The organism is Senegalimassilia sp., from assembly GCF_977052095.1.
This window is the reverse complement of sequence record NZ_CDRSTZ010000003.1, coordinates 64,528-81,770: the sequence shown is the minus strand read 5'-3', so window position 1 is coordinate 81,770 and position 17,243 is coordinate 64,528. Positions and strand designations below refer to the sequence as shown.

The window sequence follows — 17,243 nt, the reverse complement described above, 5'->3', positions numbered from 1 at the left end:
CAAGCCTCATGAAGCGGAACCTCATCATAGGCATCGTCGCCATCGTGCTGGCCGTCGGCTCGTTTGTTGCCACGAACAACGCCGCCGCCTTGACAGTTGCGCTCATCGCCGCCATCGCACCGGCCGCCAGCACGGCGTTCGGGCGCGCCACGGCGGCCCACACGCGGCTGCAGTTCGAGCTTCAACACGCCTGCACCGCAGGTCAACCGCTTGAACTGGGCATCACCGTCACGCGCCCGGCGCTTTCGCGCAACCGCATTCGCTTGACGTTTCGCTTCCGCAACCTGCTGACGAACGCCACGGAGGAGGTGCCCGTCACGCTTGCGCCCGCATCGGGCAAAACCGAGCACTTCCACCTGCCGCTCAACACCAGCTTCTGCGGGCGCATCGAGGTGTCGCTCGTGTCCGCCCGCGCCACCAACTCGCTGGACTTCATCGACGCCGACATCCAAGACGTGCGCCTGGAAACGTCCTACACCGTGTACCCGGAAATCGCCGACATCATCGCGCAGACCACGCGCGCAAACCGCTCCAGCATCTCCGGCAGCACCTACGATTACCACCGCAAGGGCCAGGACCGCACAGAAGTGTTCGAGATGCGCGACTTCCAGGAAGGCGACTCGCTCAAAGCGGTGCACTGGAAGCTTTCGGCGCGCTTCGACGACCTGATGGTGCGCGAACCGTCGCGTCCCACCGACTACGACATCACCATCCTGTGCGACCCGCACGACCCGGGGCACGGCAGCGCGCACGCCAACGTGCTCAACGGCGTCATGTCCGTTACCGCGTCCATCAGCCTGTCGCTTATCCAGCAGGGCCTTTCCCACTCGGTGGCCTACCTCACCGACGATGCGCTGGAATCGGAGTTCGTCGACAGCCGCAACTCGTTCAACACCATGCTTGACATGCTGGTTTCCACGCCGCTGCCCACCGCCGCGTTCGAGGACACGGCCGCATTCGACGAGTTCCGCCGCGCGCACAACGTCACGCGAACGGTGCTGGTCACCGACGTGCTTGACGAAGCGCTGGCCGCAAAGCTCAACCAGCTTACCGACTTAAGCGTGTTCCACATCAGCGAAAGCACGCAGACGGGATCGGACACCTCAAGCGGCTACCTGCTCACCCACATTCCCGCCGACGGCGTTGGCGAGCGCATCAAGAATCTGGAGCTGTAACATGGCCGCCAGCGAGAACATACGCATCATGCCGCGCGTCATCCTGTCCGCGTGCAACGCACGCAACCAAAAGCAGTCCGCCGACCGCGCGCAAGCCATCGCTTCGGCGCTTGCCACCGTGCTTCTGGCCTGCGGCGGGCCCATCCTGTTCGCCGGCTGCATGACCCTGCCCACCGTGGCGGCCACGCTCATCGCCGCCACGGTGGTGGGCGCGCTGGCCGGCGCACTCAGCGTTATCGGGCCCATCAAGCGCATCGTCCCCTTAGGCGTGGTGGCGGTAAGCGCACTGGCGCTGATCCTGCTGCTTGTCGTCCCCGACGCGCGCGGCGGCATGTTCAGCATGTACAACGCGCTGGCGTCGCGCTTCGACGACGCGTTTTACTCCTACGCGGGCCTGGTGCAAGGCTACGGCACCGTTGCCGCTTCCCCGCTGTTCGGCGCGTGCCTGGGCACGCTTACCGCAACGGCCGCATGGGGCTTCACGCGCCTGCGCACCACGGGCGTCACGCTGCTGATGCTGGTAACCGTGTGCGGCTTCGGCCTGCGCCTTTCCAGCGGCATCGGCACCATCGGCTGCGCCGTGGGCATTGCCGGCTGGCTGACGCAATGCCGCTACATCCAGCTGCGCGGCTCCATGCGCTCCACAAAGTCGCTGCTTACCGATCTGGGCATCAACGCCGTTATGTGCGTGGGCGCATTCGTCATCATCGGCGCCATATTCGTTCCCAGCGCAGCCGTGGACAACGCGCACAACGCCATGTGGAACGCCATCAACCACGCGCGCTACGGCGAAGAGACGCTGCCCGAAGGCGACATGGGCAAAGCCGCGCACCTCAACGACCAGTCCGACGCCACGCTGCGCATCACGCCGGAGGGAACGTTTTCCGATGACATGCTGCTGCGCGGCTTCGTAGGCGCGAACTACAGCGAAAGCGAACGCTGGTCGGCGCTTGACCACACCGCCTACGAAGGCAGCTGGTCGGGCATCATGAGCTGGCTTTCCGCCGAAGGCCTTACGCCGGCCATGCAGCGCGCCGCCTACGACGACGCGAACGCGAACCGCGGCGGCGTCGAGCGCACCGAGGTGTCCACCATCTCCGTGGACGCGGGCAACGCCTACCGCGGCTACACGTTCGCGCCCTACACCATGCGCAGCCTGACCGGCTCGAACGCCAATCTCAACCTTGACGGCACGCTGCAAAGCGGGCTTGTGGGGTCGCGCTCGTACCGCTTCGAGATGGACAACGTGGCAACCGCCAACGTGCTTGACGACGCCAGCTGGCTTGAATCCGCGGACAGCCCTTACGCGTCCACGGAAAGCGTGTACGCCGCATTCGCCAAGGAGCACTACCTGGACGTTCCCGACGACGAGGCGGGCGACATCAAGCGCCTGGTGTTCAACGATGCCACGTGGGACAGCGCGGCGGCTTCGTCGGAATTCGCCGTTATCAGCCGCGTGCGCACCATGATGGACACACTGGCAAGCTATACGGAAAGCCCGAAAACCATGCCTGCCGAGGCGGGAAGCTCGTTCGCGTCGTGGTTCTTCGAGCAGGCGCGCGAAGGCAACTCCAGCTACTTCGCCACCGCCGCTACGCTGGCGTTCCGCACGCAGGGCATCCCCGCCCGCTACGTAGAGGGCTACCGCGTGGGCGCGGGCGACCTGACGGGTGCGGCGCTGACGAACTCCGCGCTGACGCTTGACCACGGCAGCGCGCACGCATGGTGCGAGATTTACCTTGACGGCCTGGGTTGGACGCCCGTGGAAGTGGCGCCCGGCTTCTACACGCAGGTCTTTGAGCCCGATGCCGTCATCGATGTGGGCGAAACCTGGAGCAGCGGCGCGAGCGACCAGGTGCTCCAAACCGGGTCCATCGCCGGGCAAACGAACGACAACCAGGACAACGGCAACGAATCCGACGCCGCCGCGTCCGTACTTGACGTGCTACGCGAGGTGCTGGTCACGCTTGCCATCATCGCCGCGCTGGTGGCCGCCGCGTTCATCCAGCGCGCCGTGCGCATCAACAAGCGCAAGCAGCGCATTGCCGCCGATGACCAGGCCATTTCGGTACCCGCGCTTTACAACTACCTGGCGGCCGTCATGACCTCGGCCAGCGTCGGGTTCAACGCAACCAAGCCGCTTGACAACCTTGACGGCCTGTGCCGGGCGTTCCCAGGCGTCGACGTTATGGAGTTCAGGCGCGTCATCGAAATCCACCAGGCCTACGCGTTCGGCGGGCATGTGCTGAAGCCGAACGAAATGCGCACGCTGCGGCGCCTCACCGAACGCCTGCACGAAATGCTCCCCGCATGCGCAAACGCGCGAGAGCGCTTGAAACGCTACTTCATCGAAGCCCTGTAGCAGGGCCGAAAGCCTTGTCGCAATAAACCCGCCGGCAAGGCTTTCGGCATTATCGGGCCTTGGGGGGGGAGAAGGGCCGCGCGCGGGTAAGAAGGGAAACGACGAATCTAACGTTTCAGCAGACACGGAAGCGGGCAGCATTGCCGATGATTTGCAGGCTGATGCAGCCGCGAACATCGTCTCCAACGCAGGCACCGCAGCGGAAACCGACGCCACAAACGTCGCAACGCTTTCCGCAATTGAAAACCAGTCCGAACAAGCGGCCGACAATTCCGCGCCAATCGCCGAAATGCCAGCTTAACCTGTGATTTCGTAGCGAAATACCGTAGCGAAGACCTTTGAATGCCCGCGTTGCCAAGTAGAATAAGGGCACGTGCGTCTTCACCTGGATGCGCGCGCCTTTTTCGCCCCCCCTAGTCGCGTTTTTGCGACTTGTACATATCGTTACCGGAGGATTGAGTGCGCTTTTCCTCGAAACATATTGCCGCCGTCGTTGCGTCTGCGGCCGTTGTTGCCGCTTTCGGCATCGGCGCGTTTGCGCTGGCCCAGTCGGGCCCGTCGTTCGACCCGCAGCAATTCACGTCCGCTTACAGCAAAGGGCAAACCGACGCCGACCGCGGCTACCAGGCCAACCCCATCGACACCGACGCCCAGGCCAATCGCGAAAAAGACGACGCGAACAGCGACCAGAAAACCACCGAGACCGAGCGCCCCACAAAAGACGTGTTCACGAACTATCCGCTGCAGGACCCAACCGGAACCTCGGCGTACAACGTCACGGGCAACGCCGAGCTTGGCGGCATAGGCATAGCCAATGAGGGTGGCAGCAGCAACGGCAATGCCAGCGCAGGCGGCGGCAACGCCGGCGGCGCCGTGGTGGTCAAGCCCGACAACAGCGGCAATGGCAACGCAGGCGGCGGTGACAAGGCCGACGACAACAACAATGGCGGCAGCCAGAAGCCCGGCGGCGGCGACAAGCCTGGCCCCTCTCCTTCTGCGCCCGACAGCTACGACGTGCTGCCGACCGACCCCGGCTACGAAGAGAAGGACACCGAGAAAAATGGCAACGGCATCTTCTACAAGCCTGTGAACGGCAACAACTCGTCGCTTTCGAAAGTTGACCCCGCGCAGGCGCATGCCGTCATCATGCCGGCGAATACCGCCGACACCGCGCTGTACACCGGGCAGAAGCTCAACGCCTGGATGGTGTTCTGCGCGCTCAGCACGTTCTACTACTACAACGGCGAATCGTATGCGTGGACGTGCTCGAAAGACGAGTTCGCCAGCTACCCGTACTTCCGCGTAGACGACTTCCCCAAGGAGGTGCCGAACGGGACGTTCCCCATCACGGTCAGCTATCGCTTCAAGGACGCGGACGCGTGGCATACCGAAACCATCGAATACGAGCCGGCGCAATCGTGCACGTTCATCGTCACCGGCCAGGTTGACGAAAGCGGTAACCCCGTTGTGCTCACGAAAGTCTACGACAGCACCATTAACCTGCTGCGTTACACCGAGCAGGAGCTTGAAGCTGTGAGCTATTTGGAATACGGCATGGTCTCAAACATGCTTCTGGGCTGGAAGGAAGGCAGCCACGAAGTCGGCCCCTTCTACACACCCGAACCCGGGCGCCACGTCATCGAGCCCGCCGGTTTCGCCGAAGTGCCCGAAGGCTACAGCGTGGACACGTACTTCTATTTCCTGAACGACAACCTGCAAAACGACTTCGTGCAGGGTACGCACTTAAGCTACCTGCAGCGCCTGTACCTGTATCAGGACAACCAGAATCTTGGCGGCATGCTTGTTGGCAACGAGTTCGTCCTTAACGTGCCGCTTGGCGTGCAGGCGGTGGAAATCAACGAGTGGTTCGGCCCCGTGAATGTGGGCCGCCTGGTGCTGCCGTCCACCACGCTTGACGTGCAACTTGCGCCCACGGGGCTTGTGGTGTGGGACTCGTTTGCGGTCGATGCGGGCAACCCCACGTATGCGACAACGCCCGACGGCATTCTGACCTCGAAGGACGGCACGCAATACCTTGGCGTGCCCATGAACCGAGCCGAGCTCGACGTGCCGGATAGCGTGAGCGAAGTGAAGCTGCAATCTGGCAACGACCTGCAGAAACTGGTGCTGCGCGCCGATGATGCAAGCGGGCTTCCTTATGTGAATCTGGAAACGCTGAACTGGTGCAATGTCGTCATTGCAGACGATATACTTGATAAGTTCGTCACCAACAACACGGCTGCATTGAACGAGGGCTACGGCAACACGCTTTCACTTGCCTCCGAGCCAAGCACGCAATACCGGCTTGATAACGGCAAGGTGTATTCCGACGATTTGCTGAAGTTCGTGGTCAACACGGGAAGCAACACCATCTTCACGGACGGCTTGCACACCATTGCCAGCGGATGCTTCGAGGGCAACGGAAGCGCCACCGCCATCGTGCTGTCCGATGGCGGCGATTACACGTTCGAGGCGGGCAGCCTTGCCGGCAGCGCCGTTGCTACCATCGTGTGTCAAAACGAGGCGCAGCGCAAGGCTGTGCAGGCGCAGCTTGATGCGGCCGGCGCGCCCGATGCCATGGCCGTGCTGTCCGATGTCAGCACCGAAGGGTACCGCTACTTCACCACCGATATTGATGGCACTGCGTACACCACGCTGCTAACGGTGCCCGAGGACGTTGCATCGTTCACCGGTTCGTTCACGGCCGCCGATGGAACGCCTATCTGCCCCGATGCCATCTCCGCCGGCGCGTTCGCCAACAACACCGACCTGGAATGGGCCATCTTGGCCGATAAAACGTCGCTTATTGGCGCTCGGGCCTTCGCAGGCTGCACGAACCTGCAGGGCGTCTTTATCAGCAACCCCGATACGGCAACGCTGGGAGCCGATGCGTTCGACGAGTGCTACAGCCTGCGGTTCATCGCTTCGCGGGCCATGTACGGCGACTTCACGTTTGCGGGCGTGTCCAGCTATAACTGCCAGCTGCTCCGCCCCACCGGCTCGGATGGCACGGACGACTACATCAACAACTTCCAGTACTTCACACCCGAGTCCGGCGTGACCGAATACGAGCTGGTGCAGCTTGACGATGGCGGCTACGTACTGTATGGCTGCGACGACGACGGCCCCTGGCTGGCAATTTCCAGTGGCTCGACCATTACCGGCCAGGTCACGTTGCCGCTAACCACCACGGAGTTTTTCCTGAACTCGTTCAAGGACGTGCAGGGCGATTTCACGGTGAATTGGTGCGATTTGAAGAACCTTATGTATGTTGACGGCAGCGCGTTTGCGAACTCCACCGTGTCGGGCGAGGTGTATGTCGGCACGAGCGACATCGATCACGTGTCCATTGCATCCGACGCGTTCAGCAACTGCCAAAACATTACGTCCGTGGTAAGCGATGCGCCCCTGTTCGACTGCGCATCTTGGGCGTTCTCGGAGTGCGAGAACCTCACGAGCGTGCGGCTGGCGGTCAGCTATTCCTACGATTGGGGGTTTGTGCTGGGATCGGGCGTCTTCTATGGGTGCAAGTCGCTTGAGACCATTCAGATTGATAGCTGGAACCCTTCAAGCCTGCTGCGCTTTGGCAAAGGTTCGGGCTTCCGCTTCGATGGCGACTGGGACAATGTGGACGAATGGGAACGCATTCGCCTGATCGTGCCCGATGGTAGCCAGGAGTACTACCTGCACGACTGGCTATTCGCATGGCTGGGCTACGACGATTACGACCAGTACTACAGCAAAACGTACGAGAACCTGTACACCGAAACCGGCGTGGAACCGTCGCGCGTTGAGGTGAAGCAGGCTATGTCTGAAGGCATGCTTGCTGCCGAGAACCAGCTACGCCAGATGATGGGCATGGAGCTGGTCGACCATTCGTCGTTCATCACCATCGACGATCAGGACGGCTACGTGTTCCAAACCAGTCAGGGCATCACCACGCTCATCGGCGTGCCGGCAGACGCGAAGGTGATTGACCTGGACAGCGCCATTGGCACGAAGTACGACAGCGTGCTGCTGAGCAGCGATGCGTTCACCGAGTGCAGCCAGCTTAAGCAGGTCATCGTCGGCAACAAAGTTTCCGCTATCGAGCCGGATGCGTTCGAGGGCTGCGATGGCGTGACGGTGACGTTCCCCGACAAGTGCAACACGCAACTGCTTGGCGCAAGCACCACGAACCCGTTTAGGTTCGGCGCCGATATTGTGTTGGATATCCCCGAGAAGTCGCAGGTTGACTACTTAGCAACGTGGCCGATGCAGTGCGTAGGCATTTTAGACGACTTTGCCCTGGGCGATTACTTCTTCGACATCTGGATTGCTCTGCGGGATAAATATCCCGACGAGGGGCCGAACGCCGAGCAGCTGAACCTTGCCGTGAGCACCCCGTTTTTGGAGCAGGAGAATTACCTGCGTGGCCTTATGGGGCTTGAGCCCATCGACGACATCAGCCAGCTTGAAGGTTACATCGACGCCTCCGGCATGGCGGGCTTGAGCGAAGACACGCAGCGCGAACCCGTGGTTGCGGCACTGTCCACGCTCAGCGCGCACCATGGCTCGGCGACTGAAGCACTTGAAGCGATGGGGCTTATCAGCAGCCGAGGTAGCGAAACCGGCAAGGCCGTTGCTGGCCACCAAGCGCCTGAAGGCGATGCGATTGTCAGCAAGCCCGTTGCGGAAGACAAGCAACCTGGCGCGAAAAACAATGGGGACAGCGATGGTGCGGAAGCCGATGATAGCAACGACGACGCCGCAATCGATAGTGATAACAGCAGCAATAGCATCGGAAGCGAAATAATTGCCAGCAGCGATAACAATTCCCCAGCACCGATGCCAGCAAACGAAGCATGATCGTCGAAGCAACTCAACCAAGCAGAAGAAGGCGCCCTGTCGGAAAACCGACAGGGCGCCTTCGCACTCGCGCCTTCGCGCGGAAACCGCCTAACAGCTATTCCGCCAGCTTTTTGGCGAGCAGCTGGTTGATGATCTTCGGGTTGCCCTGGCCGCGCATCTGCTTCATGCACTGGCCAACGAAGAAGCCAATGACCTTCGTGTTGCCATCCTTGTAGCGAGCAACCTCGTCAGGATTGGCAGCAATTACCGCGTCGACCACAGCCTCGATAGCGCCGGTGTCGGACACTTGCTTCATGCCGCGTTCCTCAACGATAACGGACGGGTCCTTGTCCTCGTCCATGATGGCGGCAAACACCTGCTTGGCCTGTTTGGACGAGATAGCATCCTCGGCCAACAGCTTCATAAGCTCAACCGCACGGGCCGGCGTCAACGGGCTTTCAGCCAAGTCCGCATCTTCGCTGGCATTCAGCCACGCCGTGATGTCGTTGATAACCAGGTTGGCAACGGGCTTCGCCAGCTTCGCGGCATCCTTGCCCGCTTCAGCCATGCACGCTTCGAAGAAGTCGGCCGTGACGCGATGGTCGATCAGGTGGCGAGCGTCGTATGCCGACAGACCGAACTGCTCAGCGAAGCGAGCAGCCTTCTGATCGGGCAACTCGGGCAGCTTCGCACGAACGCCCTCGATGAACTCATCGGACAAGTCGTACGGCGCCAAGTCGGGCTCGGGGAACAAGCGGTAGTCGTCAGCGGTTTCCTTCACGCGCATGACGATGGTGTGCTTCATGGTGGGATCCCAATGACGCGTTTCCTGGTAAATCTGACCACCCTCTTCAAGCACCTCGGCCTGACGGCAAATCTCATACGCCAAGCCGTCGTGCAGGTTCTTGAAGCTGTTCATGTTCTTCAGCTCGGTCTTCACGCCCAGCTTCGTGGAGCCGCGGCGACGCAGCGACACGTTGCCGTCGCAGCGCATGGAGCCTTCCTCCATGGAGCAGTCGGAAATGCCGATGGCCAGGTAAATCTGACGCAGCTTCTGCATGAACAGGCGCGCTTCCTCGGGCGTGCGCAGATCAGGCTCGGTGACCAGCTCGATAAGCGGCGTACCGGCGCGGTTGTAGTCAACCAGCGAATGCGTAGCGCCCGCGATACGGCCCTCGTCGCCGCCAACGTGAATCATCTTGCCCGCATCCTCTTCCATGTGGATGCGCGTGATGCCCACGTGCGCCGTGTAGCCCGATTCCGTAACGGTAACGTTCTCGCACGTCTCCCCCGGCTTCAAGCCGGCGATGTCGCCGCGCTCTTTCGCTGCAGGACCATCGACGTCTAAGTCAAGATGACCGCGCATGCAAAACGCCACAGGGCCCTGCGTGGTCTGGAAGTTCTTGGCCATGTCGGGGTACATGTAGTTCTTGCGATAGAACATGCTGTGCTTCTCGATGTCGCAGTTCGTGGCCAGGCCAGCAAGCACGATAGACTCGATAGCGGCCTTGTTCGGCACGGGCAACGCGCCGGGCAAGCCCAGGCACACCGGGCACGTATGCGTGTTCGGATCGGCGCCGAACTCCAACTTGCAGCCACAGAACATCTTCGTGTTCAGCGTGGTCAGCTCAGCATGGATTTCCAGACCAATAACCGCTTCCCAATCCTGCAGCACTTCCTCTAGCTTACGCATCGAAACGCACCTCCTGGCCTTCTTCCGTCCCAAGGGCCTGCGCCCCGCTTCGCGGTGCTCGGCCTTCGACAGCCCACTGGGCTGTCGAATCCTGCAGCACTTCCTCTAGCTTACGCATTATTCGCCCACCTTCCCGTCAGCGAAGTTCGGGGCCACCGGCGCCTTGCCGTACGCAGCCTCAAGTGCCATGGCGGCGCGGAACATGTTCTCGTCCTTGAATTGCGGGGCGATCAACTGCACGCCGATGGGCATGCCGCTTTGCGCGCCCAAGCCGCACGGCACGCTCATGCCGCCGTTGCCCGCGATGTTGATGGAAATGGTGAACACGTCAGACAGGTACATGGTTGCCGGATCGGCGATTTCGCCGAACTTGAACGCCGTTGCCGGGGCCGTAGGCGCCAAAATGACGTCGCACTGCCCGTAAGCATTGCGGTAATCCTGCGTGATAAGCGTGCGCACTTGCTGCGCCGGATAGTAATACTGCTCGTACACGCCAGCGGACAGCAAGTAACTGCCCAGCATGATGCGACGTTTCGCTTCTTCACCGAAGCCATGAGCACGGCTGGCCTCGTACTGGCCGCCCAGGTCTTTGTGGCCCTCTTCGCAATAGCCATAGCGCACGCTGTCGAAGCGCGCCAGGTTCGAGAACGCCTCGCATGGGCCCAGCACATAGTAGGCGCTGATGGCAGCGTCGATGTGCGGCAAGTCGACTTCCACGATGGTGGCGCCGGCAGCCTCAAGCTTCGCCGCGGCCTCGTTCACGCGCTCGCGTACCTCGGGAGAGAGCCCCTTCGCGTCCATGAAGCTGCGCACGATGCCCACGCGCATGCCCTCGATGCCCTGCTGGCATGCGGCGCGGAAATCGGCCTTCACGTCCTGCGACGTGCAGTCCAGCGGGTCGTGGCCGCACAGGGCGTCCATAGCGGCTGCAGCATCTTCGACGCTGCGCGCGAACGGTCCCACCTGGTCAAGCGAGCTGCCAAACGCAACCACGCCGTAACGGCTGACCATGCCGTACGTGGGCTTCACGCCCACGATGCCGCAGAAGCTGGCAGGCTGACGAATAGAGCCGCCCGTGTCCGAGCCCAGCGTGACGCACGCCATGCCGGCGGCAACGGCAGCCGCCGAGCCACCCGAGCTGCCACCCGGCACGCGGCCAAGGTCCCACGGGTTGTGCGTAGGGCCGAACGCGGAAGATTCCGTGGTGGAGCCGAACGCGAACTCGTCCATGTTCAGCTTGCCAAGCGGCAGACCGCCGGCATCGATGATGCGCTGAACGCACGTGGCCGTGTACGGGGACACGTAGTTTTCCAGCATATGGGACGAGCACGTGGTGCGCGTGCCCGCCAGGTTCATGTTGTCCTTGAAGGCAACCGGCACGCCGGCCAGCGGGCCAAGCTGGTCGAACGTTCCAGCAGCAATAGCGTTATCAACGCGCTGCGCTGCCTGCATAGCGGCATCGGCCGTCAGCTCCAAAAACGCATGCACCTGCGCGTCTGCCTTGGCGATATGATCCAAGCTTGCCTGTGCAACCTCGTGCGCGCTGAACTGCTTAGACGCCAGCCCCTCGCGAATTTGGGCGATACCCATATCGGTGATAGCCATTACGCGTCGCCCCCTTCGCCCAGAATCGACGGAATCAAGAAGCTGCCGTCTTGCTGCTTCGGCGCGTTTTCAAGCGCAACCTGCTGCGTGAACGACTCCGTTTCAACGTCCTCGCGCATGACGTTAGACAGGCTTCCGATGGGGTGGAACGTAGGCTCCACGCCTTCGAGGTCAAGCTGCTTGATAGGCTGCAGCGTCTCGATGATGTTGTTCAGGTCGACCGTCATCTCCGAAAGCTCTTCGTCGGTGAGGCCGATGCGCGCGTATTCCGCAATGCCGCGGACCTCGCGCTCGGTTAGATATTGGGTCATAGGTTTCTTTCCTTTCGATTCCAATGCGCGCCGCGCCCAGCAACTGTTGCAGGCGGCCGAAACGGCCGATTTGCAGCAAGCCAAAGCCTGCGGTTCGCATCGAAAGCGGCTAGACCAGTAACTGTGTCATGATAGCAAACACGCCCGCCTATCAGGCCGCAAACGCCTGAGCAACAGCGATTCGATAGACGGAAAGCCGCACCAGAATCTCGCAAGCCTCAGAAACGCCGCAAACGTCGCCACGTCGATAGAACCACCGCCTAAGTAGCACAACGCGATGCATGTTGAGCGTTGCGAGATGCCCGCCAAAAACGCGCCCCGGAGACAGACGCCGCCACGGCATTCCCGATGCGTTCGAAAACGCTTGCAGGGAAAGCACCCACACTGGCTCATGTGATGTTGAAATAGTACCGTAAATCGTACACGCGTTCGATATTCGTTATCTTCCTGTTGCCAAACAGACATTCGACTTATATCGCTCGCAAACGCCTGAGCGACAGTGCGCTATGCGGGCGTCTTGAAGCGGCAGGTGCCTCCGACTCGTCAAATGGCCTGCATGCCCAAACTACAAACCACCTGATCAGAGCCTATATCGCCAGCAAGTAGCGAAGATCCGCCAGCCGCAAGCACCAAAAAAGGCGGGGGCGCAATGCGCGCCCCCGCCTTTTGCATTTGCTTTTCCTTAGCCACTATCGCCACTCGGCCATGATCACGTCTCCGGGTTTCGGCGCCTCGATGCCCGGGCCGTTTGGCAGCATGTAGTACGCGTTCGCCGTGTAGCTTTCCGGGCTGCCCGGGCGCCCCGGCACCGGCCAGGCGCGCAGCGTGCCGTCCTCGGCGTGCTCGGCGCGCAGCATCTTGATGCCGAAGAACTCGGGCTTGCCGGGCTCGTGCGCCGGATGCTCCGCGGGGCGGTCTTCGCCGCGCACCGGGCCGCCGTGCTTGCGCGGGCCGCCCGGGCCACCCGCCGGGAACGCCTCGGCCAATACCATCGGCGTGCGCGCAACCTCAGGCTCAAGGCCCGCAAACGCGCGCATCAGCGGGCGCAGATAGAAGTTCAGCGTGAACGATGCGCCGGCGCTGGGGCCGGAAATGCCCACGATGGGCGTGCCGTCGACAACGGCGAAGCTGGAGTGGTGCCCGGGGCCGTGGTTCGTTTGGTGACAGATCATCTGCCCCATCTGCTCCATGACCTCGCACGACCAATCATCGCTGCCCTTCGACGAGCCGGCGTTGAGCACCACGATGTCGGCCAGCTCCACCGCGCGGGCAATGGCCGCCTCGATGGCGTCGCGGCGATCGGCCACAATGTCGAACGGCACGAACTGGCCGCCCCACTTCTCGCATTTCGCGCGCACCAGCACGCTGTTCGTCTCGAAGTTCTTGCCGCGAGCCGCAAACGCCTCGGGGCGTTCGGGGTCGAACGGCATGCCCGGGGCAATAAGCTCGTTGCCCGTGGGGATAAACGCCACGCGCGGGCGGCGCACCACGGCCACGGTGCCGTTGTTGCCGCTGCCCATGCGTGCGGCGATGTCGGGCATCACCAGCGTACCTGCCGCGCCCAGCACGTCGCCGCGACGCATGGTAGAGCCCACCGGGCGCGTGCCCGCGCCTTGCGCCGACGGCGCCGCATCGATAACGATATGCTGTTCATCTGCGGAAACCTGCACGTGCTCAATCACAATGGCCGTGTCGAAGCCTTCGGGCATGGCCACGCCCGTGTTCGCGAACTGCCAGTCGCGCCCGCGCACCCACGCGCTGGTGTCGGGCACTTCGCCTTCGGCCAGGCCCTCGAAGTCCGACCAATGCAGCGCCACGGAATCCATGGCGCACGTCAGCGTGTTCGGCATGTCGGTTTGCGCCACCACGTCGTAGGCCAGCACGCGCCCGACCGACTCGGCCAGCGAAACCTGCTCCACCAGCTTGCGCGCAACCTCGCTCGCGTGCACCTTGTCGGCCGGCGCACCTGCGGCGGCCGCCAGCGCGCCGCGCCAGCCGAAACCGTCGGGCTGCGCGTCCAGCACGGCCAGCGTTTCGGCCACCGCTTCTTCGCGCGACAACTGTATATGTTGAGAATGGTCTCGCATGTTGCATCCTTCCGCTCTGCAAGTTCTTCTGTCTATTCTCAATGGAACACAATAACTATAGCCCTTTCCTATCGATTTGCGTGCTTCTATTTTGAACGCCAATCGCTTGATTTCCCCCTTGCACGCGCCTTCGCGGCGGACGTATACTGCACCGCGTAAGGAGCGCGGATGACCCGGAAACGGTCCAGGCATCCAGCCTCGCAGCACGAAACGAAAGGCACGAACGTGACCACGACGACTGGTCCGTGCCCCGCAGAACGCACCGCGCAGCTGCGCGTAGGGTTCGCGGGAGCCGGCAAAATCGGGTTCGCCTTGGGATTGCACCTGTTCAGAAGCGGTGCAAACATCTCAGGATACGTTAGTCGCTCAAGCGCGGGCGCGCAGTGGGCGGCGCAGTGCACGAATTCCGTTTCGTTCTCTTCGCTGCAAGCGCTTCTTGATTCCACGGACCTCATCTTCATAACGGTTCCCGACGGCGCCATCGCGCAGGTTGCGGGCGAAGTTGCCGCTGCCGCCGCAAATGGCTTGGCCGGCAAAATCGTCTGCCACGCCAGCGGATCGGCAACGTCTGACGAGCTTGCCGCCTGTCGCGCGGCGGGCGCGGCGTGCGCCAGTGTGCATCCTTTGTGCGCCGTGCCCGATGTGCCACACGTCACAGGGGACCTAACCGAAGATAAGGCGCACTCCGGAGCAGCCAACGGCCACGCGGCTCAAACGGCGCCCGAAGCCCTTCCCGACCGCATGACCAGCACGTTCTTCACGCTTGAAGGCGACCGGCACGCTGTTGACGCGGCGGCTTTCCTGCTTGACGCCGCCGGCAACGACCACTGCGCCATCCAAGCCACCGACAAGGTGCGCTACCACGCCGCCGCGGTGTTCGTGAGCAACCTGGTATGCGGGCTTACCGCCGAGGGGCTTGGGCTGCTTGAAGGCTGCGGGTTCACGGCGTCTCAGGCGTTGCAAGCGGTAAAACCCCTGTTCACGGGCAATGCCGACGCCATCGCCGAGCGCGGTCCGCAAAACGCGCTGTCCGGCCCGATCGAACGCAATGACATGCAGACCGTCCGTCGCCACCTTAGCGCTCTTGACGGCCAGGCGCTGCAAACGTACGCAACGCTGTCGCTTTCCGTATGCGATTTGGCCGAAGCCCGCCATCCCGACCGCGACTACCAGCCGATGCGCACCCTGTTGGAATCAGCACGTATCCAGTAACTGCTTGCGAAAGAGAGGAATCCCATGAAGAACACCGTAGCAACGTTTGCGCAGGCCAAGGCCGAGGGCCGCAAGCTGGCCATGCTGACCGCGTACGATTACTCCACCGCAAAGCTTGAGGACCAAGCCGGCATCGACGGCATCCTCATCGGCGACTCGCTGGGCAACGTCGTGCTTGGCTACGAGGACACGCTGTCCGTGACCATGGAGGACATGATTCATCACAGCGCCGCCGTGGCGCGCGGTGCGAAAAACGCGCTGATCGTGTGCGACATGCCGTTTTTGTCTTACGAAGTCAGCATTGAGGAAGCCGTGCGCAACGCCGGCCGCCTGCTGAAAGAAGGCCGCGCGAACTGCGTGAAGCTTGAAGGCGGACGCGAGGTGTGCCCGCAGGTTTCCGCCATCGTTGCCGCCGGCATCCCCGTCATGGGGCATCTGGGCCTCACGCCGCAGTCCATCAACGCGTTCGGCGGCTTCAAGGTGCAGGGCAAAAGCGAGGCCGCTGCCCGCAAACTCATCGACGACGCCAAGGCGCTCGAAGAGGCCGGCGCGTTCGCCATCGTGCTTGAGTGCGTCCCCGCAAAACTTGCCGCCCTGGTCACCAAGGCAGTAAACGTGCCCACCATCGGCATCGGCGCCGGCGCCGGCTGCGACGGACAGATCCTGGTGTACCAGGACATGCTGGGCATGTTCAGCGATTTCTGCCCGAAGTTCGCCAAGCGCTTCGCCAACGTGGGCGAGGCCATGCGTGGCGGATTCGCCAGCTACATCAGCGAGGTACGCGAAGGCACGTTCCCCGCGCCCGAGCACACATTCAAAATCGACGAGGAAGTGCTCGAGAAGCTGTACTAGTTGTTCCGGCCGCTTGCGGCGGGTGCGCTGCAAGCGGCTTTTGCAAGCAGGCGCGGACGGCGCGCAGGACGAAGTTTCCGCACGCCGTACCCCCCGAAAGCACCATCGAAAGCCACTTTTGCGGGCTCGCAGAGTAAATGCCCGCACCCCGCGGCGGCCCCACCCGCCGCGCCCTACCAGAGAGGAATTCACCATGCTGACCGTTGCCACCACCCCCGACCAGGCGAAAGAGGTTATCCGCGAGTGGAAGGCCCAGGGCCTTTCCGTAGGCTTGGTGCCCACCATGGGCTACCTGCACGAAGGCCACCGCAGCCTCATCGAGCGCGCCGTGGCGGAAAACGACCGCGTCATGGTCAGCGTGTTCGTCAACCCCATCCAGTTCGCTCCCGGCGAGGATCTGGAAAGCTACCCGCGCGACTTCGAGGCCGACAAGAAGCTCATCGAGGCCGCCGGCGCCACGCTGGTGTTCCACCCCGAGCCGTCCGACCTGTACTTCCCCGACGCCTGCACGTTCGTCAACGTTGAGGGCATCACCGGCGAGCTGTGCGGCAAAACGCGCCCGACGCACTTCCGCGGCGTGTGCACCGTGGTCAGCAAGCTCATGAACATCTCGCAGGCCGACCGCGCTTACTTCGGACAGAAGGACGCGCAGCAGCTGGCCGTCATCCGCCGCATGGTGCGCGACCTGAACATGAACGTGCAGGTTGTCGGCTGCCCCATCGTGCGCGAGGCCGACGGGCTGGCGAAAAGCTCGCGCAACACGTACCTGTCCGCCGAGGAGCGCGCCGCCGCGCTGGTGCTGTCGCGCGCCGTTGCCGAGGGTCAGCGCCTTATGGAAGCCGGCGAGCGCAACGCCGAAACCGTGACCGGCGCCATGAAGCAGCTCATCGAGGCCGAGCCGCTTGCGCGCATCGATTACGTTGAGATGGTGTCGTGGGACGGCATCAAGCCGGTTGAGGTTGCCGAAGGCCCCGTGCTGGTGGCCATGGCCGTCTACATTGGCAAGACGCGCCTGATCGACAACTTCATCTTCGGCGAATAGCGCGAGCAAATCCCCAGGTCGCATTTCCTCTGTATTCATCGGTTCCCGGCAAAACCGCCCAGAACCGGCATCAA

The 17,243-nt window shown here is 62.5% G+C and carries 10 protein-coding genes; 6 read left to right on the top strand and 4 right to left on the bottom strand.

Annotated features, from left to right (window positions below; genetic code table 11):
* The first annotated feature begins 8 nt into the window (after positions 1–8).
* The 3 genes from ACWI6D_RS01345 (at position 9) to ACWI6D_RS01335 (ending at position 8,385) form a co-directional block, all read left to right on the top strand.
* On the top strand, positions 9–1,175 hold the full coding sequence (locus tag ACWI6D_RS01345) for a DUF58 domain-containing protein (protein ID WP_449133389.1): 1,167 nt from the start codon (positions 9–11) through the stop codon (positions 1,173–1,175).
* Between the two features lies 1 nt (position 1,176).
* Positions 1,177–3,537: a transglutaminase-like domain-containing protein gene (locus tag ACWI6D_RS01340; protein WP_449133388.1), complete on the top strand. Its 2,361-nt coding sequence runs from the start codon at positions 1,177–1,179 to the stop codon at positions 3,535–3,537.
* A 459-nt stretch (positions 3,538–3,996) separates the two neighbouring features.
* Complete coding sequence (locus ACWI6D_RS01335) at positions 3,997–8,385, top strand: leucine-rich repeat protein (RefSeq protein WP_449133387.1); 4,389 nt, start codon at positions 3,997–3,999, stop codon at positions 8,383–8,385.
* 97 nt (positions 8,386–8,482) lie between these two features.
* Here ACWI6D_RS01335 and gatB read toward each other — a convergent pair whose 3' ends face one another.
* The 4 genes from gatB to ACWI6D_RS01315 all read right to left on the bottom strand — a co-directional run bounded on the left by gatB (position 8,483) and on the right by ACWI6D_RS01315 (position 14,063).
* A complete protein-coding gene (gene gatB / locus ACWI6D_RS01330; protein WP_449133386.1) occupies positions 8,483–10,060 on the bottom strand; it encodes an Asp-tRNA(Asn)/Glu-tRNA(Gln) amidotransferase subunit GatB in 1,578 nt (525 codons plus the stop codon).
* 117 nt (positions 10,061–10,177) lie between these two features.
* A complete protein-coding gene (gene gatA / locus ACWI6D_RS01325; protein WP_449133385.1) occupies positions 10,178–11,665 on the bottom strand; it encodes an Asp-tRNA(Asn)/Glu-tRNA(Gln) amidotransferase subunit GatA in 1,488 nt (495 codons plus the stop codon).
* Positions 11,665–11,976, bottom strand: coding sequence for an Asp-tRNA(Asn)/Glu-tRNA(Gln) amidotransferase subunit GatC (gene gatC / locus ACWI6D_RS01320; protein WP_288284549.1), 312 nt, complete (start codon positions 11,974–11,976; stop codon positions 11,665–11,667). The genes gatA and gatC overlap by 1 nt, the downstream gene beginning before the upstream one ends.
* Before the next feature lie 689 nt (positions 11,977–12,665).
* Complete coding sequence (locus ACWI6D_RS01315; protein WP_449133384.1) at positions 12,666–14,063, bottom strand: molybdopterin-binding protein; 1,398 nt, start codon at positions 14,061–14,063, stop codon at positions 12,666–12,668.
* Positions 14,064–14,288: 225 nt separating this feature from the next.
* On the opposite strand from ACWI6D_RS01315, the gene ACWI6D_RS01310 reads away from it, so the two are divergent.
* The 3 genes from ACWI6D_RS01310 (at position 14,289) to panC (ending at position 17,169) form a co-directional block, all read left to right on the top strand.
* Positions 14,289–15,275, top strand: a complete 987-nt coding sequence (locus ACWI6D_RS01310) for a Rossmann-like and DUF2520 domain-containing protein (RefSeq protein ID WP_449133383.1) — start codon at positions 14,289–14,291, stop codon at positions 15,273–15,275.
* A 24-nt stretch (positions 15,276–15,299) separates the two neighbouring features.
* Complete coding sequence (gene panB, locus ACWI6D_RS01305) at positions 15,300–16,127, top strand: 3-methyl-2-oxobutanoate hydroxymethyltransferase (protein WP_449133382.1); 828 nt, start codon at positions 15,300–15,302, stop codon at positions 16,125–16,127.
* A 193-nt stretch (positions 16,128–16,320) separates the two neighbouring features.
* Positions 16,321–17,169, top strand: coding sequence for a pantoate--beta-alanine ligase (panC, locus tag ACWI6D_RS01300; RefSeq protein WP_288285006.1), 849 nt, complete (start codon positions 16,321–16,323; stop codon positions 17,167–17,169).
* The last annotated feature ends 74 nt before the right edge of the window (positions 17,170–17,243 follow it).